This window comes from Neptunicoccus cionae (assembly GCF_002860325.1).
Taxonomy (GTDB): Bacteria; Pseudomonadota; Alphaproteobacteria; order Rhodobacterales; family Rhodobacteraceae; genus Amylibacter; species Amylibacter lutimaris.
The window spans coordinates 89850-114284 of the sequence record NZ_PKOJ01000003.1; the positions used below are offsets into that span (position 1 = coordinate 89850).

The 24435-nt window shown below is 56.6% G+C and carries 23 protein-coding genes; 5 read left to right on the forward strand and 18 right to left on the reverse strand.

Annotation, left to right across the window (positions count from 1 at the left end):
* Positions 1-24 precede the first annotated feature (24 nt).
* Positions 25-525 (forward strand): hypothetical protein, encoded by a 501-nt coding sequence (locus C0U40_RS09370; RefSeq protein WP_101655519.1) that lies wholly within the window; start codon positions 25-27, stop codon positions 523-525.
* A 53-nt stretch (positions 526-578) separates the two neighbouring features.
* Here the strand turns inward: C0U40_RS09370 and C0U40_RS09375 are convergent, their stop codons facing one another.
* From C0U40_RS09375 to C0U40_RS09385, 3 genes are all read right to left on the reverse strand, one after another.
* Complete coding sequence (locus C0U40_RS09375; protein WP_101655520.1) at positions 579-755, reverse strand: zinc-finger domain-containing protein; 177 nt, start codon at positions 753-755, stop codon at positions 579-581.
* Positions 756-852: 97 nt separating this feature from the next.
* Positions 853-1236 (reverse strand): HIT domain-containing protein, encoded by a 384-nt coding sequence (locus tag C0U40_RS09380; protein WP_101655521.1) that lies wholly within the window; start codon positions 1234-1236, stop codon positions 853-855.
* 11 nt (positions 1237-1247) lie between these two features.
* Positions 1248-2822 (reverse strand): DUF5928 domain-containing protein, encoded by a 1575-nt coding sequence (locus C0U40_RS09385; protein WP_101655767.1) that lies wholly within the window; start codon positions 2820-2822, stop codon positions 1248-1250.
* Between the two features lie 170 nt (positions 2823-2992).
* Between C0U40_RS09385 and C0U40_RS09390 the strand changes: the two genes are divergently transcribed.
* Complete coding sequence (locus tag C0U40_RS09390) at positions 2993-3796, forward strand: sulfotransferase family protein (RefSeq protein ID WP_101655522.1); 804 nt, start codon at positions 2993-2995, stop codon at positions 3794-3796.
* 8 nt (positions 3797-3804) lie between these two features.
* Here the strand turns inward: C0U40_RS09390 and C0U40_RS09395 are convergent, their stop codons facing one another.
* Positions 3805-4455, reverse strand: a complete 651-nt coding sequence (locus C0U40_RS09395; RefSeq protein ID WP_101655523.1) for a sulfotransferase family 2 domain-containing protein — start codon at positions 4453-4455, stop codon at positions 3805-3807.
* Positions 4456-4633: 178 nt separating this feature from the next.
* Between C0U40_RS09395 and C0U40_RS09400 the strand changes: the two genes are divergently transcribed.
* Positions 4634-6265, forward strand: coding sequence for an AMP-binding protein (locus C0U40_RS09400; protein WP_101655524.1), 1632 nt, complete (start codon positions 4634-4636; stop codon positions 6263-6265).
* Positions 6266-6290: 25 nt separating this feature from the next.
* On the opposite strand, the gene C0U40_RS09405 is transcribed toward C0U40_RS09400, so the two are convergent.
* Positions 6291-8042, reverse strand: coding sequence for a SulP family inorganic anion transporter (locus C0U40_RS09405; protein ID WP_101655525.1), 1752 nt, complete (start codon positions 8040-8042; stop codon positions 6291-6293).
* Positions 8043-8333: 291 nt separating this feature from the next.
* Between C0U40_RS09405 and C0U40_RS09410 the strand changes: the two genes are divergently transcribed.
* Positions 8334-9347, forward strand: coding sequence for a hypothetical protein (locus C0U40_RS09410; protein ID WP_101655526.1), 1014 nt, complete (start codon positions 8334-8336; stop codon positions 9345-9347).
* 159 nt (positions 9348-9506) lie between these two features.
* Here C0U40_RS09410 and rpsD read toward each other — a convergent pair whose 3' ends face one another.
* Together rpsD and C0U40_RS09420 are read right to left on the reverse strand one after the other, a co-directional pair.
* Positions 9507-10127 carry a 30S ribosomal protein S4 gene (gene rpsD / locus C0U40_RS09415; RefSeq protein WP_101655527.1) on the reverse strand — a complete coding sequence of 207 codons (621 nt, stop codon included), beginning with the start codon at positions 10125-10127 and terminating at the stop codon, positions 9507-9509.
* Between the two features lie 173 nt (positions 10128-10300).
* Positions 10301-11350 (reverse strand): lipid A-modifier LpxR family protein, encoded by a 1050-nt coding sequence (locus tag C0U40_RS09420; protein ID WP_101655528.1) that lies wholly within the window; start codon positions 11348-11350, stop codon positions 10301-10303.
* Between the two features lie 53 nt (positions 11351-11403).
* On the opposite strand from C0U40_RS09420, the gene C0U40_RS09425 reads away from it, so the two are divergent.
* A complete protein-coding gene (locus C0U40_RS09425) occupies positions 11404-11961 on the forward strand; it encodes a c-type cytochrome (protein WP_180957666.1) in 558 nt (185 codons plus the stop codon).
* 68 nt (positions 11962-12029) lie between these two features.
* Here the strand turns inward: C0U40_RS09425 and purU are convergent, their stop codons facing one another.
* From purU to C0U40_RS09480, 11 genes are all read right to left on the reverse strand, one after another.
* Entirely contained in the window at positions 12030-12914 is an 885-nt protein-coding gene (gene purU, locus C0U40_RS09430) for a formyltetrahydrofolate deformylase (RefSeq protein WP_101655768.1), read from the reverse strand.
* Between the two features lie 143 nt (positions 12915-13057).
* Positions 13058-14383 carry a type III glutamate--ammonia ligase gene (gene glnT, locus C0U40_RS09435; protein ID WP_101655530.1) on the reverse strand — a complete coding sequence of 442 codons (1326 nt, stop codon included), beginning with the start codon at positions 14381-14383 and terminating at the stop codon, positions 13058-13060.
* Positions 14384-14445: 62 nt separating this feature from the next.
* Positions 14446-15789, reverse strand: coding sequence for an FMN-binding glutamate synthase family protein (locus C0U40_RS09440; protein ID WP_101655531.1), 1344 nt, complete (start codon positions 15787-15789; stop codon positions 14446-14448).
* Positions 15790-15798: 9 nt separating this feature from the next.
* Entirely contained in the window at positions 15799-16476 is a 678-nt protein-coding gene (locus C0U40_RS09445; protein ID WP_101655532.1) for a GXGXG domain-containing protein, read from the reverse strand.
* Positions 16477-17403 (reverse strand): class II glutamine amidotransferase, encoded by a 927-nt coding sequence (locus C0U40_RS09450; RefSeq protein WP_101655533.1) that lies wholly within the window; start codon positions 17401-17403, stop codon positions 16477-16479.
* A gap of 236 nt (positions 17404-17639) precedes the next feature.
* Positions 17640-18290, reverse strand: a complete 651-nt coding sequence (locus C0U40_RS09455) for a helix-turn-helix domain-containing protein (RefSeq protein WP_286134882.1) — start codon at positions 18288-18290, stop codon at positions 17640-17642.
* A 64-nt stretch (positions 18291-18354) separates the two neighbouring features.
* Positions 18355-18909: a sarcosine oxidase subunit gamma gene (locus C0U40_RS09460; RefSeq protein WP_286134883.1), complete on the reverse strand. Its 555-nt coding sequence runs from the start codon at positions 18907-18909 to the stop codon at positions 18355-18357.
* Positions 18902-21835, reverse strand: a complete 2934-nt coding sequence (locus C0U40_RS09465) for a sarcosine oxidase subunit alpha family protein (RefSeq protein ID WP_101655536.1) — start codon at positions 21833-21835, stop codon at positions 18902-18904. The genes C0U40_RS09460 and C0U40_RS09465 overlap by 8 nt, the downstream gene beginning before the upstream one ends.
* Positions 21832-22119: a sarcosine oxidase subunit delta gene (locus C0U40_RS09470; protein ID WP_101655537.1), complete on the reverse strand. Its 288-nt coding sequence runs from the start codon at positions 22117-22119 to the stop codon at positions 21832-21834. Before C0U40_RS09470 ends, C0U40_RS09465 begins: the two co-directional genes overlap by 4 nt.
* Complete coding sequence (locus C0U40_RS09475; protein ID WP_101655538.1) at positions 22119-23369, reverse strand: sarcosine oxidase subunit beta family protein; 1251 nt, start codon at positions 23367-23369, stop codon at positions 22119-22121. The genes C0U40_RS09470 and C0U40_RS09475 overlap by 1 nt, the downstream gene beginning before the upstream one ends.
* 525 nt (positions 23370-23894) lie before the next feature.
* Positions 23895-24434, reverse strand: a complete 540-nt coding sequence (locus tag C0U40_RS09480) for a hypothetical protein (protein WP_101655539.1) — start codon at positions 24432-24434, stop codon at positions 23895-23897.
* Position 24435 lies beyond the last annotated feature (1 nt).

The window sequence follows — 24435 nt, forward strand, 5'->3', positions numbered from 1 at the left end:
CCAAACAGTCAGCGACCAGATTAGATGAACCTCCCCTCCAAGGCGATAGCCATTTTGCTGCTTTGTGCACCTTCCGCGATGGCAGACACCCGACCTGCAAGCTGCGTATTCGACCCGGAGTCGCCGCAGAATTGCGTCCGTTTTGTGGGCTGTCTTGATGGTGAGGGGGAATATTTCTACGGCACGACGATTGGCCAGACGTCGGGCACCCTTTCGGGTCGCACCAGCGAGGGAGAAACCTGCTTTGGCACATGGGCCAATGAAGAGGGAAAACCAAACGGTGCCAGCACCCTGACCTGTGGACCGGAAAGCGCGCGTTTCAAATATTTTGCGCGCAGCAGCGATTTCAAGGTGGTCTCGGGTGTGGCCATCTCGGACAAGGGGCGCCGGATGATTTCATGGGCCGGAGCCGATCTTGAGGGATATTTGCGGGTCAAATTCCCGGGCAAAACCGAATCCGGCTTTCAGTGTGGCGAAAGCTGGATACCACTACCGGAATTGCCTAAAACGGAAAAAGGCGACTGAGCCTGTAATCCGCTCCGCCGCCGTTTTGTCATTCTAACGCCTTGCCAGCCGGATTAATGTCCGGCTGCAGCGCCTTCTCTGATCACATATTTGCAATCGCAATACGGGCATTCGACCCAGCCTGTATCATGGGGGATTTGCAACCATACCCGCGGGTGGCCGCCGACGCCGCCGTCACAGGCCACACGGTAGCTGTCTACTTCTTTCACTTCCGGTGCTTCGATAGTCATATCACTGGTTCCTGCAAATTGGTGTTCCCCTTCAAATAATGGCAAACGGGCCGAAGGAAAAGGGTATTCTGATGCCCGCTGGCTTGGTGGCGCAGGTTCAAGAGCCCGCCTTTGCAACCATACGCCCCATATTCCGCCCGCCCAGAACATGCACATGCAAATGGGGCACATCCTGAACGCCGTTTGTTCCGGCATTTGCGATCATGCGGTAACCTTCACCGTCAGAGGGCGCTACGCCCAACATGTCACAAACCCGCCCTACGGCCCGCGTGAAATCAAGGATTTCCGCATCCGACGCGGTATTGGCAAAATGATCATAGGTTACATACGGGCCTTTGGGGATCACCAAAACATGTTCAGGAGCCTGAGGCTCGATATCCCGAAACGCCAGAGAGTGATCTGTTTCCAGCACCGTTGTATTTGGAATTTCACCCCGCAGGATTTTGGCAAAGATATTCTGATCGTCATAAGTATAGGGCATGTCAGGCGTCCTTAGTCTGCAAACAAGTAAGGGGTATGCGCGATCTCTCGCGCTTTGTCTTCGGTGATATCCATGAAGGTAGAGATCTGCATGATATTGTCTTCCGGTTCGTTCCGGTCCGAAATACTGTAAAAATGGGGATAGTTCCGGTCCCGTATTGCATTGCTTTCATAGGAAAAGTCCATGCGAATGGTGGGGATGATCCGCTTTAGGGTGTCTTCGGAACTGCTATGGGCCGCAAGGCCGGTGCGAATGGCGTGTCCGCGCAGGTAGTCGTCGTCAAAGCTACAGGCAATTTCCAGCACCCGCGTGGTACAACGGTCTGAATAGAAATCGTCGAGCAGGGCAATATTGGCCGGATCGGCACAGATCATCAGCCGGTTGGTGGCGGCTTGCTCGAACAACAGCCGCATCACGGCGCGGCGATGGCGGGCGCGCTTGTCCAGTGTCTTTTCAATACCGCCAAGGTCCGGCAGGGCCGTGTCCTGCTCGTCGAACAAATAGGCAAAACCGCGCACACCGGCCACCTGTTCGGCTGATTCCAGTAGCCGCTTGGCCACGTGCCACTTTTTACAAACCAGCACCAGCAATTCTCTTTCCCGCCCGATGGTACTTTCCCGTTCCCAGAAACGGGTTGCAAAGCGGCGCCCTTCCCGCCCCCGTGTGGTCAGGAACTTATAAAGTGTGCGGCCCTCGTCCGTGATATTCAGTTCCACATCCCCGCCCGCATAAAGCTGGCCGAGCTTCTCCTTCAGGTCCAGCGCATCGGGGGAAATCTTGCGGGCGAAAAGCGAATCCTGTGACAGCAGAAAATCATACTGGTCGTTAAAGAAAGTCACCGGCATCCCGTAATCCGAGAACATCAGGAAGGTGAGGGTGCGGTTGACCACTTCTTCCTTGGGAACCAGATGCAGCACTGCAGTCTGGAAAAAGGTTTCATCGGGAATCCAGGTGGTTTTGAAAAAACGCACCACATCAGCCCGTTCGTTTACAAAGCGCAAGACAGCCTCAACCGTGCGGCGGCGCAGGCACCACCATTGCGACCCGATCTTGATCTCGATCCCTTTGGGCACATCCCGCTTCACGCCCAAAGTCTTTTGCAGCCGGTAAGAGTTGTAAAAGAGTGCCTTGTTCTTTCGCTCGTTAAAAAAGTGACGATAGTACAACCGGTCCTCTTTCATGCCGGTTTTGATCCAGTCACTTTCAAAGAAGTCATTACACTCGATGAAATCCTGGTCATTATCGTCAAGAAAACGGTGGGCATAACTGGCGGGCTTGATCGCCATACAGTCCCCGGACACCATGTAAAAATGGGTCGCATCGGGAAATGCGGCGTCCGCTGCAATCATCGCATTCAGAGAGCCCTGAACAAGGGACCATTCCCCCCAGCCACATTTCACCCGTTTGGCGAATGTCACATTCGGGTTCCCACCCAGCGCATCGGTAATCTCTTTGTAGTCCGCAGCACTGGCGCTGGCGTCGAAGTGGATTGAAATACAGTCCCCCGCAGAGGTCAGACCTTCAGCCTGCTGAATGATCGCTTCGGGATCTTTATGGCATAAAAGGATATAGGCAATTTTTGCCATCAGATACATCGCCTGTTTGTTGTCATGCTACCTCACCCGTTGGTTTATCTGCAAAAATCGCCTCAATAAACACTTTTTCTTGGCAATCTTCCGCCCAAAAGGTAGATCAGACACAGCCAACAAACCGTAAGGGCCGGCACCACAGGGGCCACAGCAGGAGTAGTATTGATATGGGCTTTCCAGGAACCTGGATGACCGAAAGCGAAAGCTTGGTCTATCGCGTGATCCCGAAATGTGCGTGTTCGACCATTGGACAGATCATGTATTATTCCGACCACGGGCATTACTTTGACGGCGATATTCACGACAGCACCCAAGGGCTGCACAAATGGAGTCAGGAATATTCCCAACAACCGATTACAGACCGGGTGAAAGCGCAGGACACCTATACCTTTACCTGTGTGCGCAACCCCTATACCCGCATCCTGTCAGCCTTTTTTGACAAAATCTGCGGCATCCAGCGCAATGGCAGACGCTATCGCGGCAATCTGGTGCCCAATATCATGCGCAAGTACGGTGTCGAAGTGGAAGGGGATTTCGACCAGATCCAGTCCTTCCGCCGCTTTCTTCTGTTCGCGCGCGACACCATCAAATACCGCCGCCCGATGGACCCGGACATTCACTGGTCTGCTGTGTCCGGCCATGCCTCTACGCTGATTGTAAACGGCGGGCGCTATGACAAGGTGATCACCACCGAGAATTTCAAGGAAGGCATGAAAGAGGTCATGAAGAATGTCGAGGTGAAACATCCCCTTGATATCGACACCATGCCCCGTTTCAACGAAAGCGAAGGCCACGGCCCCAAGCGCGCCCATCCGGTGGAAGACTATTTCGACGATCTGTCCATGCATCTGGTCTATGAAATTTACAAACGGGATTTCGTGCTGTTCAAATATGACGCGACCGATCCTAGCCGCAAGGAACCCCTGTCCGAGCCGGATATGGATGAAATTCACGCAAAACTGGGCGATTGAACCTTCAGCTATCCATCGAAGTGATAGTCAAAGCGCGCGATGTCGGGCGCGAACAGGTCCCCTACCAGTGCCTGATCGGCGGCAGAGTAATACGTCTGATAGGCACTACGGTTTGATCTGTTTTCATGGGGCGGTAGGGGTAGTTTCAGCCCAATCCCTTCCTCAAGTCGCGCCAAATCCTCGGCCAGATATTCGAGCCGGAGGAACAGATTGCAGCGTTCCACCCCGTCGCGGTCACAGACATACCGCGCCGCCCCGTCCCCTGACAGGGACGCGCGGGTCGAACGATCATTCAGGAAGGATGAAAAATCCACTGCCTTTGCCAGCGTTACCGCAGGGTGGTCAAACCCCTGCTCCCGCAGCCAGTGGTAATAACTGACCATCCGGTCCCAAGGATTGCGTACCAGCGTAAAGACGAAATAGCGCTCTATCTGTTCCTGATCCACCAGCCCGTAAATATCCGCCAGCTTGGAATGCTTCCACAACCGCCCGCTGGTCTTAGCATCTTTCAAACGCTTGCGCCGCTTTTGCGCCTTGGGCGTATCCCCGATCAGGATGTCGTCCTTCATCGCCTTCTGTTCCAGTGCCAGCGAAAGCGATGTGCCCCCCGTTTTGGGGATATGCACAAAAATGAACCGGCGACCGTGGGAAATAATCATGGCTGCAGGTTAGCGATCCCTTTGCCCTGCGCAAGCCTATCAAAGCCTCTGGCTGATATTTGGGCAGCAGAGCCGGCGACCGTGCTGAAATCAGAAAATCCTGCGAAAAGCTGATTGAAAAAGCAAAAGCCAGCGGGCATCGTATCCTTCGCAATTCAGGGATTTGGGAGGAACTTTAATGGCGCAAATGGCAGATGAAACCGGACTGGATAAAAATCCGGCCAACTTCGTGCCCCTTACCCCGCTCAGCCATCTGGCACGGGCGAGGGATGTGTTTCCGGACCGCACTGCCTCTGTCTATCACGACCGCCGCCACAGCTACCAGGAATTTCACGAACGCTGCACGCGGCTCGGCGCGGCACTGGCCGCAAAAGGCATCAAGCCCGGCGATGTGGTTTCAACGCTCTGCCCCAACATCCCTGCCATTGCCGAGGCCCATTTCGGCGTGCCCCTGTGCGGTGGCGTCCTGAACACGATCAACACGCGGCTTGATGCGGATACAGTTGCCTACATCTTCGGACATGCGGAATCCAAAATCGTTCTGGTGGACAGCCAGTTCCTGCCCCTTGCACTGGACGCCATCGCCCTGATGGACGGCACGCCGCCCGAGGTGATCGAAGTGGCCGACCCCAAGGCAGGATTTCCGGCCAGTGGTGATAATACCGAATATGAGGATTTCATCGCTACCGGCGATCCGGACTTCAAATGGCATTTACCGGACGATGAATGGGACGCGATTTCGCTCAACTACACCTCCGGTACTACGGGACGCCCCAAGGGCGTGGTCTGCCACCATCGCGGCGCCTATCTGATGACCATGGGCACCGCGCTCAGCTGGGAAATCGGGCTCTATCCGAAATATCTGACCATCGTGCCCCTGTTCCACTGCAACGGCTGGAACCACACATGGATGATGCCATCTCTGGGCGGGCAGATCACCTTTTGCCGCGATATGACGGCCAAGGCGATTTTCGCGGCGATTGCAGCAGAAAAGATCACCCATTTCGGCGGAGCGCCGATTGTTCTGAATACCCTGATCAATGCCAAGCCCGAAGATCGCGCCGCCTTTGATCACACTGTTAACGTCATCACCGCCGGTGCCCCGCCCTCCCCCGCGACAATCAAAGGGGCTGAGGCGCTGGGCTTTCGTGTGATGCAGGTTTACGGACTGACCGAAACCTACGGCCATGTCACCGAGTGTGTGGAGCCTGACGACTGGGCTGCTCTGCCCGCCGAAGAACGCTATGCAAAAATGGCCCGCGTGGGCGTGCAATACCCGATGATGGAAGACATCGACGTTGTTGATCAGGACACCCGCCAGCCGGTGCCGCGGGACGGAAAAACCATCGGGGAAATCGTCATTCGCGGCAATGCGGTGATGAAAGGCTATTACAAGAACCCCAAGGCCACGGCAGAAGCCTTTGACGGCGGTGCCTTCCGCTCCGGTGACATCGCGGTGCGCCATCCGGACGGCTATATCCAGATCACCGACCGGATGAAGGATATCATCATTTCAGGTGGCGAGAATATTTCGTCAGTCGAGGTGGAAAACACGCTGATGTCCCACCCTGCGGTGTCGCTTTGTGCGGTGGTGGCCAGACCGGACGAACAATGGGGCGAAACCCCTTGCGCGTTTATCGAGTTGAAAGAGGATGCCACCGCCCCTGCCCCGGAAGAGATCATCGCCCACACCCGCGCCCATCTGGCCGGATTCAAATGCCCTAAAACGGTTATCTATCAGGAGCTGCCGAAAACAAGCACCGGCAAAATCCAGAAATTCGAGCTGCGCAAACTGGCAAAATCCCTGTAGCGCAAAGCACCGGCTGGCGCAGGGATCAGTCGTCCCTGCGCATCACGTTGTCACATTCCCAGAACACATCGCGCAGGCAGCCTTCGCAGATGTTGCGGCTGAGGTCGTTCATCGCCGCGCTCACCGCATCGCTCTTGTTGGAGTGGAGGTTTTCCTCGCCCAATTCGTCGATCACGTGAAAGCGGTAGAGGCTGTCCACCAGCGGCGGAAACAGGGCTACAATGCGGAAAGACCCGCCTTCTGCCTTGGCATCCCTTATCGCCTGAATCAGGAAATCCGCCCCTGCCAGATCGGTCTTGCCGACCCCTTTCATATAGAGGATCTTGTGGATCTGGCGCGGATCACGGGCGCAGTTTTTCTTATAGGCTTTGGCCACGTTCTCCACACTGCCAAAATACAGCGGGCCGTCCAGCCGGAAGATCATAAGCTGCGGACATTCGGTTACGCCCTGATGCTCTACATTGCGGAACTTGCGGGTGCCATCGGGTTGAAGGACCGGCGCTGTCACCGGCAGTTCAGGATGGGAGCTTTCGTAGATGAACACACAAAGCGACGCGATAACCCCGACGTAAATCGCGAAATCCAGTTCGATGAACAGACCGGCTGCCAGTGTCAGCACCAGAATGACGGTCTCGGGACGGCTGCTGGTGATAATGTGGCGCAGTTCTGAAAACTCGATCAGCCGGTAAGCCACCAGCAGGATCAGCCCCGCCATTGCCGGTTTCGGGATATAGGCCACCCAAGGGGCGATAAACAGAAGGATCAGCAGCAAAAAGCCGCTGGCGAAGATACCGGACAGGGGCGTCACCGCACCTGCTGTCGCGTTTACGCCACTGCGCGTGAAGGAACCGGAACCGGCGTAGCACTGGAAAAAGCCGCCAACCACGTTGGACAGACCCTGCCCGATCATTTCCTGACTGGTATCAAAACTCTCGCGCCGCCGCACCGCAAAGGCACGGCCAATCGAAATCGCCTCCAGCGCACCGACAACCGCGATCGCTGCCGCCCCCGGAGCAAGCTGCACCACCTCCCGCACTGTGGGGGATGGCGGTGCCAGTTGGGGCATCATGCTTGGCAATGCACCGACCATTTCCACCCCATGATTCACCGCATCGATTCCGTAAGCCAGCGCAGAGCCAGCCAGCAGCGCAATCAGAAAGCCCGGTAGTTTGGGGGTGAACTTCTGCATGATCACCGCCAGCGCCAGCGTGGTGCCCGCAATCAGCAGCGCGTACAGATTGATTTCGTCCCAATGTTCCGCCAGCCGCATCAGCCGCTCTGCTATATTGCCGCCCTTTTCAACCACAAGCCCCGTCACACCTGCCAACTGGCTGACGGCAATCAGCAGCGCTGCAGCCATGGTAAAGGCCGTCATGACCGAGTGGGACACAAAAGAGACAAGCCCCCCGAGCCGCGCAAATCCCCCCGCAATCTGGAACAGCCCTACAAGGATCGTTAACGTGAGAGCCATCTCGATATACTGTGCTGTACCGGGGGCTGCAAAATCCGACAGGGTAGTGAACAGTACCGCTGAAATCGCTGTTGTCGGCCCCGAGATCATGATCATCGAAGAGCCGAACAAAGCGGCGACAATCGCCGTAATAATCGCAGTGTAGAGTCCGTATTGTGGTGGCAACCCCGCAATCGTAGCAAAAGCCACCCCTTGGGGCAGAACCAGCGCCGCGTTGATCAGACCCGCATAGGCATCCGCAGCAACGGTGTTTTTATTGACGCGGCTGTACCACTCCAGTGGCGGAAAATACTCTGAATAACGCATGACAGCTTCCGGGCAATTGAACTGAAAGGAAGGGTGTAAACCAGCCCCTACGCCTGTTGGCCCCGTATTGCAATCACTGGGGGGACAACAATGCCCACTGGTCCGGAAAAAATCCGGCACTGGCCTGAAAGCCTGTCCAACAGTCCTGTTTGAAGCAAGAAAAGCCGGTTTCCTCTTAATGCAGAGTGGCATCCAGCCGAATCTTCACAACTCGGAGAATTGCCTACACACGTGCAACAAGACGGTGTATGATTCTCGAAAAAACAGGCCACAGGCCGGTATAGGCACGCAGTGACAGCGCTCAAAAAATATCAACGGCTCGAAGCACTCGGGCTCTGGAGGGAATCCGAAGCGGATCAACGACGCGAGGTGATCGTATCCTTTGGCGCGTCCTCCTTGGTGTTGTCCGATGCAAACGGCAAGCCTCTGACACATTGGTCTCTTGCCGCTGTGCGCAGCCTGTCCTCGGGCGATGGCCCCCATCTTTACAGTCCGGATCAAAGCGGCTCCGAAACGCTGGAAATCGACGACGAGACGATGAACGGGGCGATACACGAAGTGCGCCGTGCGATCCGTCGAACCGGCCCCCACCCCGGCCGGTTGCGCTGGGGCCTTGGTGCAATGTTTCTGGCCCTGACCCTTGGCATAGTGCTGTTCTGGCTGCCGTCGATTTCGGCGGATTATGCAACGCGCATCCTTCCGGCCGCGAAAGCCCATCAGATCGGGCAGAAGGTATTGCGTCAGACGGATGTTCTGACCGGTACCGCCTGTCAGGATCCCTTGGGGCGCTCTGCACTGGACAAATTTGAAAACTGGCTGCTGCCGGAGGGCGGGGAAATCCACATTGTCGATCTGGGCGCACGTTTCGCAGCCCATCTGCCCGGCGGGAATATTCTGTTGAACCGCGTGCTGGTGGAGGAAAACGCCGGTCCGGAAATCGCTGCGGGTTTTGTGCTGCGAGAGCGGGCGATTGCGGCGCTGGATAACCCGATGAACCGGATGTTCCGCAAGATCGGCACACGGCGCACGCTGGCCTTCATCGCTAACGGCGACCTGCCGGATACCGCACTTGCCGGCTATGCACGGCAGGTGCTGACTGCACCACTGGTGCGCGCAGATACGGAAACCCTGCTGGCCGTTTTCAGAGAGACACAAATGACGACGACGCCGTATGCTTACGCACTTGATGCAAGCGGCGAGAGCACGGCCGAGCTGATCGCCCGTGACCCTTACCCCGAAAACTACCGCCTTCCGCTGAGTGACGCGGACTGGATCGCCCTGCAATCCATCTGCGGCGACGACTAGGCTCCCAAAAGACAAGGCGCATGTGCGTAAGCGCTGGTAACAGCCAGCCGCTGCACGGCAGTGCCGGTGGCTTTGCATATCTCCTGCACAGCCACCGCAGCAAAGAAAAAGGCCGCTCCCGAAGGGAACGGCCTTGAATTCTCGGAGGGTCGGCGAAGATTAGTTCTTCGCGTAGAATTCCACCACCAGGTTCGGTTCCATCACAACTGGGTAAGGCACATCGGCCAAACCAGGTGTGCGAACGAACTCGGCGCGCATTTTGCTTGCGTCTACAGTCAGATAGTCTGCAAAGTCACGCTCGGAGCTTGCAAGAGCTTCCATCACCAGCGCCATTTGCTTGGAGCGGTCACGTACTTCGATCACGTCACCTTCTTTAACGCGATAGGACGGGATGTTCACTTTTTTGCCGTTCACTGTCACGTGGCCGTGGTTCACGAACTGACGGGCAGCGAATACTGTTGGTACGAATTTCGCACGGTATACAACGGCATCCAGACGACGCTCCAGCAGACCGATCAGGTTTTCACCTGTATCGCCGTTCACACGAACAGCTTCTGCGTAGATGCGACGGAACTGTTTCTCTGTCAGATCGCCGTAGTACCCTTTCAGCTTTTGCTTGGCGCGCAGCTGGATACCGAAATCGGACAGTTTTTGTTTGCGGCGTTGACCATGTACGCCCGGGCCGTATTCACGACGGTTCACAGGGGATTTAGGACGGCCCCAGATGTTTTCGCCCATGCGGCGGTCAATTTTGTATTTGGCAGCTGTACGTTTCGTCACGGCTGATCTCCTTCTAAGGTTTCGAAGGGCGTTGTCCTTTGGTCTTATCCGGTTTCCCGAAGCCCGACAGGCATCCCCTTGCGGGGGCCACCAACACCAATGAACCGCTTGCGCGGATGGGCGGCTTATAAGCCTTGTGCGCAGGGAGTCAACAGTCCCTGCCCGCCAATCGCTCAGAAATTGAACTTCACATTAAGAGAGCCCGTAACCTGACTGTCGCTCTGGCCTTCAAATTCCTTGCCAAGCCATGTCAGCCCGTAGAACAGACCTGCGCTTTCCCCTTCGTAGACAAAACCGGCACGGGCGCGCGGGCGGAAACTTTCAACTGTGTAACCACGACTTTCGGGCAGCAGCTTGCTGTCGCCCACATAGGCCAGATCACCACCCATCATAAAGCCGAAGCTGCGTGCATCGCTGCTGCGCACATTCGTAACCAGATGGCCTGTGATCGGTTCGCGCACAAAGAAGTTGCGGGACAGGTTTTTACCAAAAACCGCGTCTATCCCGATACGGGCATAGCTTTCGACACCGGCCTGCGCTTCGGCGAAGGGGCGGAACAGGGCATCCCCTGCCCGCAGGTCTCTGGAAATCTCGCCCTGGATCGTGGGATAGATATGGTCTCCCAGCTGATCGCCGAGCATATTCGGCGTCTGTGCACCGATCTGTTTGTGGGCCCAACGCTGGAACCGTCCAACACCGGTGGAAGGCCCGACAAAAACCAGTTCCCCGCCGTAAGACAGGTTATAGCCGCCTTTTTCGAAATGGGTAAAAGCCCCGAGGCCGATCACCCCTGCATAAGCACGGTCGGGAAAGGCCGTCGTAACCGAGAGATCCGCAGGCGCGATGATTTCACTGCGCAGACGGTATTGGATCAGGGAAAAGGGCTCATTTGGCATTCCGTCCAGCACCTGCTCCCCGAAAGTCACGGAAACCTCATAGGAGCCGGTGCGCCAGCGGTCATTGCCATCGCCCAGAAAGTCATTGTTAAACAGGCGGGACACGCCCACGATATTGTCCAATTTCGGCCAGGCAAAGCCTTCGGCCTGCGCCAGACCGGCGTGCATCACACCCAGTGCTGCAAGAATTGCGACCCGCATATTAGTAGTCTCTGCTCTTATTCGTTTTGCCCACCCTAAAACCATCCATCCACCCGTGACAGCGCCAAAGCCCGCGACGCGCAGCTTTTCGCGCAGGTGTTGCACCGCTGCCTTTATCCTTGACATTCCCCCTGCCCGAACCCCTATCGAAACAAAAAAACATGCAGCAGGGAGCCCTCATGACAGATAAAATTCACTCAGGCACACGGTTCGGTACTTTCTTTATCAAAGCATTCAATTCCCCCGTGGTCAGCGTAGTTCTGCTGGCTGTCCTGGCCGGAACCGGACCGGCAAACGCCCATGACAAGGCCACAGGCGTGGTCAAACAGCGGATGGACGCCATGGGGATGCTGGCGGGCTCCATGAAGGCAATCGCGGGACAGGTCAAAAGTCCCTCCCCCGATCCGGATGCCATTTCTGTTGCAGCGCAGGCCCTGCGGGATCATGCCGGCGATGCCATGCTTGAGGGATTTCCCGAAGGTTCCCTGCAGGACCCCACAGAGGCACGTCCGAAAATCTGGAAGGAATGGGAGCGGTTTTCGGAACTAGCCGAGAGGCTGGCATTGCAAGGTCAGGGGCTGATCCTTGCTGCGGCAAACCCGCCCTCTGGCGCGGCACCGGAATCTTCCACGCCGCATGATCTGGAATCCTATGCAACGCTTCCGGTGGACGAACTTTTCCTGCTGACCGCCAAAACCTGCTCCGCATGCCATCAGGACTATCGCGTCAAAAAATGATCCGCAGAAATTTGGCGCGCCGCTGCTTTTGAAAGAACAGCGGCGCGCCTGTTAGCGGGGATAAATCGTCAGCCCATCCGCTCGGAGGCATAAGACCCCGGAGACGCAGGGAAAACGACAGTTTTATTGCCGTTCAGGAATACACGCTGGTGGATGTGGGCGTGGATGGCACGGGCGAGCACCTGACTTTCCACATCCCGCCCAAGCGAGACATAGTCTTCGGGCGACTGGGCGTGGGTCACGCGGACAATATCCTGTTCAATGATCGGACCTTCATCAAGATCGGCGGTCACATAATGGGACGTCGCCCCGATCAGCTTCACCCCGCGCTGGAAGGCCTGCTTGTAAGGGTTCGCGCCCTTGAAGCTTGGCAGGAAAGAATGATGGATGTTGATGATCCTGCCGGACATCTTCTGGCACATTTCGTCGGACAGGATTTGCATGTAACGGGCCAGAACGATCAGTTCGGCGCCGGTGTCCTCGACCACACCCATGATCCGCGCTTCGGCATCGGGCTTGTTTTCTTTCGTGACCTTGATGCAATGGAACGGAATATCGTGATTTACCACGACTTTCTGGTAATCCATGTGATTGGAAATCACCGCCACAATGTCGATCGGCAGCGCACCAATGCGCCAGCGATACAGCAGATCGTTCAGACAGTGCCCGAAACGGGATACCATGATGATGACCTTCATCTTGGCCGCTTCGTCATGGAATTCGTAGGTCATGTCGAAAGTTGCCGCAGCATCTTTGAACCCATCGGACAGCCCCTCCAGCCCGACACTGCCATCGGTATCAAAACTGATCCGCATAAAGAAGTTTCCGGTTTCCTTGTCATCAAACTGGGCAGAGTCAGTGATGTTACAGCCTTGATCGGAGAGATAACCGGCAATGGCAGCAACGATCCCGCGACGGGACTGGCAGGTCACTGTAAGGGCATATTTGCTCATGGGCGTTTCCTTGGGAAATAAATTCGCTTCATTCATGATCAGACAGGACCACCTGTCATGGCAGCCCTGTTTGTTCATTCTCAATGTCTAGGACGCAAAGAACGGCAGTTGCAATCCTACAAAGGGTCGGGATTCAAGAAAGATCAGATATCAAGGGTATTGTCTTTCTCCCACTGGCTGAAATAGCTGACAAAGCTGTCCCATTCCTGCATCTTCATCTTGATGTAAGACGCAGAGAATTCTTCGCCCATTGCGGCTTTCAGCCCTTTGTCCCGATCAAACCCGCGCAAGGCGTCCAGCATGTTCAACGGCAGCTTGGGAGCACCGCGCACCTTATAGCCTTCTGCGTACATATCGATGTCATAGCGTTTTCCGGGATCGGCTTCGGTGCGTACACCGGACAGCCCCGCCGCAATAATGACCGCCTGCAACAGATAGGGGTTAACCGCCCCGTCCGGCAGGCGGAGTTCAAACCGGCCGGGACCGGGCACGCGGACCATATGGGTGCGGTTGTTTCCGGTCCACGTCACCGTATTGGGGGCCCACGTCGCACCCGAAGTCGTGCGCGGTGCATTGATCCGCTTATAGCTGTTTACCGTCGGGTTTGTGATCGCTGGCAGCGCGCTTGCGTGTTTCATGATCCCGCCAAGGAAATGGCGCCCCTTCTCGGATAGCCCCAGTTCGGCTGTCTGGCTGCTGTCGTTTGGCTCCATCGCGAACACGTTGTGTGTGCCGTCCAGATCCCAGACCGAAATATGGGCATGGCAGCCGTTGCCCGTCAGACCTTCCACAGGTTTCGGCATGAAGGTTGCGCGGTATCCGTGTTTCTCGGCAACTGTTTTAACCATGAATTTGAAGAAACTGTGCTTGTCCGCCGTAGCAAGGGCATCATCAAAGTCCCAGTTCATCTCCCACTGGCCATTCGCGTCTTCATGGTCGTTCTGGTAGGGATTCCACCCCATTTCAAGCATGTGGTCGCTGATTTCCAGAATGACATCAAGCCTGCGCATAAAGGCCTGTTGGTCGTAACAGGGTTTGGCGGCGGTGTCATAAGGATCGCTGATCTGCTCTCCGTCCGGTGTCAGCAGGAAGAACTCTGCTTCGATACCGGTTTTAACCCGCATCCCTTCCTCGGCGGCTTCGCTGATCAAGCGGCGCAGCACATTACGAGGCGCTTGCGCCACAGGCTCCCCTTCCATGACACAATCGGCGGGAACCCATGCGATCTCGCGGTTCCACGGCAGGATGATCGCCGCTTCGGCATCCGGCACCGCAAGCATATCAGGATGGGCGGGCGTCAGATCGAGCCATGTGGCAAAGCCGGCAAAACCTGCTCCATCTTCCTGCATGTCCGCGATAGCGCGGGCGGGTACCAGTTTGGCCCTCTGGCCGCCGAAAAGATCAGTGAAGCTGATCATGAAGTATTTAACGCCGTTATCGGCTGCAAATTTGGCAAGATCTGTTGTCATTGCTTGTGTCCCTGTGGTCAAAGAATGAGGCGCGTACCCTGCGGCCGCGCCCTCGTTATGGTTTAGTAGGATGTGTTGGGTTTGCCCGGGTACCAGTCGGTCCCTGCCAGCGGAATTTTGGCCATTGCAGCGGCCTCCATTGTCACAGCACACAGGTCTTCCGGTTCAAGGTTGTGCAGATGGCTCTTGCCGCAGGCCCGCGCGATGGTTTGCGCCTCCAGCGTCATAACCCGAAGGTAGTTGTTAAGCCGCCGCCCGCCTTCAATCGGATCAAAGCGCTGCATCAGTTCGGGGTCTTGCGTGGTGATACCCGCTGGGTCGCGGCCCTCGTGCCAGTCGTCATAAGCCCCCGCAGTGGTGCCCAGTGCGTTATACTCGGACTCCCATTTCGGGTCGTTGTCGCCAAGTGCGATCAAAGCAGCGGTCCCGATTGCAACCGCATCGGCCCCAAGCGCCATTGCCTTGGCCACATCCGCGCCGGTGCGGATACCACCCGATACCACAAGCTGCACTTCACGGTGCATCCCGAGATCCTGCAAGGCACGCACCGCTTCACGGATACAGGCCAGTATGGGTTGCCCTACATGTTCGATAAACACATCCTGCGTTGCGGCAGTGCCGCCCTGCATCCCGTCGAGCACAACCACATCCGCGCCTGCTTTTACGGCCAGTGTGGTATCGAAGTAAGGGCGTGCGCCACCAACCTTGATGTAGATTGGCACCTTCCAGCCGGTAATCTCGCGCAGTTCAAGTATCTTGATCTCAAGATCATCCGGTCCTGTCCAGTCGGGGTGACGACAGGCAGAACGCTGGTCGATTCCTTTGGGCAGGTTGCGCATTTCCGCTACCCTGTCACTGATCTTCTGACCAAGCAGCATACCGCCCCCACCGGGTTTGGCACCCTGCCCGACAACGATTTCAATCGCGTCTGCGCGGCGCAGGTCATCAGGGTTCATACCATAGCGGGATGGCAGGTATTGATAGACCAGCTTGTTGGAGTGGCCGCGCTCCTCGCTTGTCATGCCACCGTCACCCGTGGTGGTCGAAGTGCCGGCAAGGGTCGCGCCACGGCCCAAAGCCTCTTTCGCCGGACCAGAGAGAGCCCCGAACGACATGCCCGCGATGGTAATTGGAATGTCCAGCTTGATCGGGTTCTTGGCAAACCGCGTCCCAAGCGTGACAGAGGTATCACATTTCTCGCGGTAGCCTTCGAGCGGATAACGGGAAATAGAAGCGCCGAGAAACAGCAAATCATCGAAATGGGGCAGCTTGCGTTTCGCGCCGCCACCACGGATGTCGTAAATCCCCGTTGCCGCAGCCCGCCGGATTTCGGCGTTGATCGGGTTGGAGAAAGTCGCGGATTGAATGGGCGTCGTGCGGGGCGCGCCGTTGGTTGTATCAGTCATGGCTTGTCCTCAGTACGCATTGTCGATCTTGAAGGTATAAAGCTCACGCGCCGAACCGTAGCGTTTGAACTCTTCGGGCTTGGCATCTGCACCGGCGCGTTCCAGCAGATCCGACAGGATCTCCAGATGTTCCGGCCGCATCTCTTTCTCGGCGCAATCCGCCCCGAGCGACTTAACCGATCCGCGCACAAAAAGGCGTGCCTCATAGAGACTGTCGCCCAAGGCCTCGCCCGCATCGCCGCAGACGACCATATTGCCCGATTGCGCCATAAAGGCGGACATATGGCCGATGCTGCCATGCACAACGATATCGATCCCCTTCATGGAAATCCCGCAGCGCGAGGACGCATTGCCCTTGATCACCAGAAGCCCGCCATGACCGGTGGCCCCTGCATACTGGCTGGCATCGCCATCAATCACGACCGTGCCGCTCATCATGTTTTCAGCAACGCCCGGACCGGCAGAGCCCTTGATGTTGATCGTCGCCTGTTTGTTCATGCCCGCACAGTAATATCCGGTGGATCCTTTTACAGTCACTTCGATCGGGGCATCCAGACCGCAGGCAATTGCGTGTGCGCCTCTGGGGTTTACGATTTCCCAAGCTGTCTGGTTAGTTTTTTCGGCCTGCGCATGAAGCGTTGCATTCATTTCGCGCAGTTCGATTTCCGCCATGTCTAATATTTGCATTTATGCGGCTTTCTCTTTGATGGGCTGCTCGGAGTGGCTCCAGAAATAGACAGTCGCAGGCTCCGGCTCCCAGACGCGAGCGTTCTCGATACCGGGCAAATCGACGAGAGCGCGGTATTCTGACCCGAAGGCTACGTATTGATCGGTTTCCGCCATGACTGCAGGCTTGCAGGCAATCGGATCACGCACCACACCAAAGCCGTCTTTGGTGCCGACAACAAAGGTGAAGAACCCGTCCAGATCGGTCAGGCTGCTTTCCAGAGCTTCACCCAGTGTCGCCCCGTTCTGCATCCGCCATGTCAGATAGGCCGCGCCCACCTCGGTGTCATTTTCGGTTTCGATGTGGATTCCTTCGCGGCGCAGCTTGCGGCGCAGGCTGTTGTGATTGGACAGTGAACCGTTGTGTACGAGACATTGGTCATTGCCGGTATTGAACGGGTGTGCGCCCATTGTAGTAACAGCAGATTCTGTTGCCATACGGGTGTGGCCGATGCCGTGGCTACCGGACATTTCCTCAATCGCAAAACGGGAGGCCACGTCCTTTGGCAGACCCACTTCCTTATAGATTTCCAATGTGTCGCCGCGGCTCATGATCCGCAGCGCCGGATTGACGGCCACAATCGCAGTGCGAACCGCATCGATAGAGCCGTTTGGCACCGAAAGAACTGCGTGCGTACTGGAAACTTCCATTTTTACCGTCACGCCGGAAGCATTGCTCAGGGCGGCCTCCAGCCCGTCAAAATCCACTTCTGGCGTGTCGGATTGCACGACGATCTTAGAGTAGTCTTTGGTTTCATTGGAATAAATTGCGATACCCGCACTATCCGGCCCGCGATCTGTCATCGTGACGAGCATCCCCGCCAGCAAAGCGCCAAGCTGCGGCTCAAGTGATTTGTCTTTCAGGAACAACCCGACAATCCCACACATTCAGCTATCCTCGTTTGTTGCCCTGCACAGTGCAGGTTTTCGAATCCCTAGCTAACACTCTCAGGAAAGAAGCGCAACTGTCAGGAATATTTTTTCACTAATGAGGGCGAATTTCCTGCATTGAAGCGGATACGCCGGCCAGAGAAGGTTACGAAGCCCCACAGAACAGCATCACCGCCGCGCCATAAACGGCGGACGGTTCCAAGTGTCCGGATTGTTTCGGGGTGGCCGTAGGGTCAGGTATTCTGAGGATAACTGATGATGGATAGGTATCGGGCTGGCAGCTTTACCAGCACTTCAGGTCCATGGGGAGCATCCGCATCGAAAAACAGTGTATCCCCGGGTTTCAACGGATAAACCTGATCGCCATGGCGGTAGTCGATCTCCCCTTCCAGCATGTAGATCGTTTCGATCCCGTCGTGCTGAAATGTCGGGAACACATCGGAGTTTTCGTTCAGCGTGATCATATAGGGTTCGACGATAACACCGCTTTTGTTGGCGCCCAAATGCCCCAGAAGATTATACTGGTGGTTGGCACGGGTGCCCTCGCGTTCCAGCTCCACCCCCTCACCTGCCTTGGTGTGAATCGCCGTGCGCTCTTCCTCGAAGCCGCGAAAGAACATGGTAATCGGGACCGACAGGGCATTTGCAAGGGATTGCAGCGTAGTCAGGGAAGGCGACGTATTGCCGTTCTCGATTTTTGACAGCATTCCCACCGACAGTCCGGTTGTTTCCGACAATGCAGCAACGGTGATATTCTGCTTGCGCCGATGCGCCCGCACCTCGCGGCCGATAGCCACTTCGAGCACTTTCTCGCGGGATTCCCGCAAGCTGTGAGGATCTTGGGAAAATGGGGCAACAGCCATAGAACTCTTTTTCGTTTTCATAAATTTTTTCCAGTTCTAAGGCATTACCCGAAGCGGTCAAGACAGGGCTTGTCCACCCCAGCCGTCAAGCGACAGAGGTGGCTGCGGCAGTCAGGGCATGATGCAGGCTGAGAGCCGAGGCACGGGGACCGAGAATACGGATGTGTTTGCCTGCATCACAGCAGATCACAAAGCAGCCCAGCTGGTGGATCATCGTGCGCTGAACGTCACCGGTTTCCATCTTGCGGATCGGAACGCTGCACAGCAATTCACACATTGCCGGCATATTGGCGCCGCTCACATCGAACACGACCCAACCGCCGGATTGTTCTGTAACGGATGCGGCCGCGCCCAGCACACGTTTCCACTGTTCCGCCAGATCTTCGTGGCTGTCTTCAGGGGCGCTGATCATCCATTGCTCGGCTCCCGTCCAAAAGCCGGTTTCAACCTTACCGCTGACGGCCTTCCCCACCTGTGGCACAGCCCCCAGACGCGTATTCAATGTCTTTTCACACGCGGCAAGCTGCCCCTTGCGCGCGGCGACCGAAGCCAGCGCGACGCCGGTATTTTGTGCAATGGTAACCGTGCCGATCGTTTGATCCGGCGCATCAATTGCGGGTTTTGGTGTCAGTTCAAGCACGAAGCCGCTCCCCTTCTGGGTCAATAAAATGCGGACTGCAAATCTCCACGTCCACAACCTCATCCGTCAGCGGGCTGACAACACGCATCGTTTCTCCGATGCGGCTGGCCCCGTCTTTCAGGAACGCCAATGCAATATGATGCCCGAGGTTCGGCGAGTAACAGGCAGAGGTCAGATACCCCTGATCCTGCGTTGCATCCACCGGACCTTCGGCCGCCATCAGATGTGCCCCGGCCGGTACCCGTTGGGTTGGATCAACAGGTTTCACGCCGACCGCTCTCAGATCATCCGGGGTATTCAAACCTTCCCGGCGTGACAGCACCGCACCGATACTATCCTTTTTGGTGCTGACCATCCGTCCCATACCAAGGTTCGCCGCTGTAGTGGTCCCGTTCAACTCGTTGCCCGTAGCATGGCCCTTTTCGATCCGCATCACGCCAAGCGCTTCAGTCCCGTACGGCGTGATGTCAAAGGCGGCGCCCGCCTCCATAATCCGGCGCATCAGCGCATCGCCATAGGCTGTGGGCACTGCAATTTCATAGGCCAGCTCTCCACTAAAGGAGATGCGGAACAACCGCGCCCGCAAACCGCCGCAGATCGTGACATTACCACAGGCCATAAAGGGGAAGGTTTCATTACTAATGCCCTGATCTACGATCTGTTCCAGCACACGTCGCGCGTTCGGCCCTGCCACTGCATATTGCGCCCACGCCTCGGTGGTAGAGATAAGTTGCACATCCATATCCGGCACCAGACACTGGCGCACAAATTCCATATGGCGATACACCGGAAGCGCATTGGCTGTAGTGGTCGTGACAACAAAATGATCTTCTGCCAGACGCGCCGCCGTTCCGTCGTCAAACGCGATCCCGTCTTCGCGCAACATTAACCCGTAGCGGACTTTGCCCACCGCCAGTTTCGCAAAACCGTTGCAGTAGATCATATTCAGAAAATCTGCCGCATCCGCACCCTGTACGTCGACTTTTCCCAATGTGGTCACATCACAGACACCGACCGAATTACGGGTCGCCAGAACCTCGCGGTTGACGGTTTCGAGCCAACTTTGCTCGCCTGTACGCGGAAAATACTGCGCCCGCATCCAGTTGCCGGCTTCCACAAAAACCGCCCCCTGTTCTTCGGCCCAAGCGTGGGACGGCGTCAGGCGTTTGGGATGAAACTCTGCCCCGCGATGCCGTCCGGCCAAAGCGCCGATTGCAACCGGTGTATAGGGAGGGCGGAAAATAGTCGTTCCGACTTCAGGAATGGCCTTACCCGCCAGTTCCGCCATGATCGCCAGCCCGCCCATATTGGCAGTTTTGCCCTGATCGGTTGCCATGCCCAACGTCGTATAGCGTTTAAGATGTTCGACCGAGCGGAAGCCCTCCTGATGACTCAGCCTGACATCCTTGACCGTCACATCATTCTGCTGGTCGAGCCAGGCCCGTTCGCCCCCTTTGACATACCAGAAGGGCATGATGTTGACTGGTGCATCTTCCGCCTCTGGCAACGGGGGCATCGACCCGTCCAATGCCAGCGCGTCCTGTGCCGCGCGCTGGCCGCCCGCCAGAGCGCCGGCAGTTGAAAGATCGCCCGCAGCAGCACCCGCGACATGCATACCAGTTGGCAGGTCCGCCGGAACAAAGGCCGCAAGCCGGTCATCCCAACGGGGCCGCCCGCGCTGGTGACAGGTTAGATGCACATTCGGATTCCATCCGCCACTCGTGCCGAGCGCGCCACATTCAATCGTCCGTTCGCTACCATCGGCAAGCCGGACCTTCACAAAGGTCAGCCCCAAGCGCCCCATGGTATCGATCACCTGCGCACCTGAAAGCACCTCGTAATCCTTAAGCACTGATACGTCCGGCCGCGGATCGACCACCGTAACCCTGATCCCCTTTGCATGCAGGTCCTCTGCGCTCCGGTAGCCGTCGTCATTATTGACAAAAATGACAGCACGGCGGTCTACAGCAACGCCAAAGCGGTTGGCATAGCTGCGCAGGGCGCTCGCCGTCATCACGCCCGGCCTGTCATTGTTGGCAAAGGCGATCGGGCGTTCGATTGCACCGGCAGCCAGAACCGTTTTCTTTGTGTAAATCCGCCATAATATCTGACGGGGTTTGCCCGCTTGTGGCACCGCGAGGTGATCCCCCACCCGCTCCACAGCACCGTAAATGCCGTGATCAAACGCCCCGATCACAGTTGTACGCGGCATCAGGCGAACGTTCGGCATGGCAGCAAGTTCAGCGACTGTACCCGCCGCCCAATCCGCACCTGAAACTTCCCCGACAGAAAGCGTTTCGCTGTTCAGGCGCCCGCCCATCGCGAAATCTTCATCTGCAAGGATCACATCCGCTCCGCTGCGCGCCGCTGTCAGAGCCGCCATCAACCCCGCCGGCCCTGCCCCGATTACCAGCAGATCGCAGTGCAGAAATCCCTTATCGTAAACATCCGGATCATCCTCCAGCGACAAAGATCCGAGCCCCGCCGCACGGCGGATCACCGGTTCATAGAGTTTTTCCCAAAAGGCTTTGGGCCACATAAAAGTCTTGTAATAGAACCCTGCGGTCAGGAAGTTCGACAGACGGTCGTTCACCGCAAGCAGGTCAAAGGACAAGGTGCCAAGCCTGTTCTGACTTGTCGCAGAAAGCCCGTCAAACAGCTCTGCCGTGGTGGCGCGGGTGTTTGGCTCCTGAAGTGCTCCGCTGCGCAGTTGCACCAGCGCGTTAGGCTCTTCCGAGCCTGCAGTCATGGGGCCGCGCGGGCGGTGGTATTTAAAACTGCGCCCCATCAGCCGCACGCCATTGGCCAGCAGTGCCGAAGCAAGCGTATCCCCTGCATGGCCGGTATACCGCCTGCCGTCAAAGGTGAAGTTCAGCGGCACATCGCGATTGATCTGCCCGCCTTCGATCCGGTTTTTCTGGCTCATTTCGACCGCCCCTGCGCTCGGGCCACATCGCTGGCCAGTTCAACTTTGGAAATTTCATGGGTCAGCGTGTTGCGGGTCACAACCAGCCAGGAGCGGTCTCCGGCTTCGTGGAACCACAGTTCCCTGTGCCAGCCAGCGGGATTGTCCCGCAGGTAGGCATATTGATAGAACGCCGCCGCCGCATCACCCCCGTCAGGGTCGGGGCGGTCGATCAGGCGGGCATCGCCCAGATAGGTAAATTCGGAGCTGTCACGCGGGCCGAGGAGCGGGTGATCAATAATCATCAGTGCAGATTGGGCTGGTTGCCCACCCCCTTTTCGTCAATCATGTAGCCTTTTTCAAAACGGTCCAGCCGGTAGGCCGTGGCCGTCGGATGCGGTTCATCGCGGGCCAGAAGATGGGCAAAGGCAAAGCCGCTGGCAGGTGTGGCTTTGAAGCCTCCGTAACACCAGCCGCCATTGAAATAGAGCCCGTCAATATGGGTCCGGTCGATGATCGGAGACCCGTCCATCGACATATCCATGACACCGCCCCACATCCGCAACAAACGCGCGCGTCCCAGCATCGGGAAGATCGCCATCGCGCCTTCGCAGACGTCCTCTACCACCGGCAGATTGCCCCGCTGCGCGTAGGAATTATAACCGTCAATATCGCCCCCAAAGACAAGCCCGCCCTTATCCGACTGGCTGCAATAAAAATGCCCCGCACCAAAGGTAATCACACCCGGCAACACAGGCTTGAGCCCTTCGGACACAAACGCCTGCAGCACATGGCTTTCGATAGGCAAACGCATATTCGCAAGGCTAAGCAAGCGGCCGGAACTGCCAGCCACTGCACAGCCGACCTTACCTGCCCCGATAAACCCGCGGGAGGTTTCAACCCCTTTGCAAACACCGTTTTCAATCCGGAAACCGGTGACTTCGCAATTCTGGATAATATCGACGCCACGACTGTCCGCACTGCGGGCATAGCCCCAAGCAACAGCATCATGGCGCACGGTTCCCCCCCGATGTTGGGCCAACCCGCCCTTGATCGGAAAGCGGGCATCATCGGTATTCAGGAAGGGATATTTCTTTTTAATGGCTTCGGTCGTCATCAGATCGGCATCGGCCCCGTTCAGGATCATCGCATTGCCACGACGGATAAACGCATCCCGTTGCCCGTCAGAGTGGATCAGGTTCAAGATCCCCCTCTGGCTGACCATCGCGTTATAGTTAAGATCCTGTTCCAGACCTTCCCAAAGCTTTAGCGAAAACTCGTAAAACGGCTCGTTCCCGTCTAGCAGGTAGTTCGAGCGGACAATCGTCGTGTTCCGCCCCACATTTCCGCCACCGATCCAGCCCTTTTCAATCACGGCAACGCGGGCCTGTCCAAATTCCTTGGCCAGATAATGCGCGGTAGCCAGACCGTGACCACCGCCCCCCACGATCACAATATCATAGTAAGAGGCCGGCTCGGGGTCACGCCATGCCGGTTTCCACCCCTTGTGCCCGGTCAGGGCCTCTTTAATGACCCGAAAGCCTGAATATCGCATGTGATCCCCTTTCGAGATCGATGTGAAGTCAACAGTCGGCTCTTAGCGACAACGCGAACGAATCTTTTCATCATTTTCGCGACGAACCTTTGGTCGGGATGTTAACTACAATCCCACGGGGAATAAAAGTTTATTTTACGGAAAATTTCAAAAACCTGCTTATACTTGGCTGTAACGGCCTTGGCGCTGTTTATACACAGGTCCAACTCCACACCTACGCCTGATTACTGGATTAACGAATTCAGTGTTAACCGGAAACATCACAATGTCCCGCCTCATGATACATTTGCCAGAGATTCTTTTGCTCAAACCCGTGCCACGCGTACATTCGGAGGCTGGTACAGCGATGCCCTCCCGAAACTTCAAGCTTCAACACAAATAGTAAATCAAATTAAAATCATTTTTGGGAGCACCAATACAAAAGTGCAGGCCCGATCCGGTTATCCGGACGACCTGCACCTTTTGTTTCAATGTTATTTTGCAAGCCCCGAACGGAATACGGTTCCGGCAAGGATTAATGCGCGATTACTCTTTAACGACCCATTGCTTGAAACCGGGTTCCAGTTCGTCGCAGGCCCCAAGGACAAGATCGCGTGATTGGTAGGGCCCTGCATCGTCGATTGTTGCGGCGACTGTCACGCATTGAGATGGGTCAGAGGCCAAGCGTAATTCCATACTGGTGGCATCGTAAGAAAAATGCTGTCTTGCATCTGCGTCGTCACAAGCGATCAAGCCGAAAGGCGTGGTAGCATCCTCGGGGGCATTGTAGGCCATGCACACCCCTTCATACGTTGCTGATTCAATCAGCCCGCTTTCTGGCGAAAATGAAAACAGCACATCGTCCCCTTCTGGTTTGCAGGAATGTGCATGCAACTTGTCGCTTTTTCCGCGGCCGACCGTATCGATGCACCACCCAAGGGAGGCCTCTTCATCGAGGTTGTCAGAGAGGTGAATCACAGGATCCTTGGTCTGAAGTGTTGGCGTTTCAGCATAAGAGAACTGAGGCAGGCTCAGGCACATCGGAACCGCAACCAAGGTCGCAAGTTTAGAAATATAGGTCCTCATG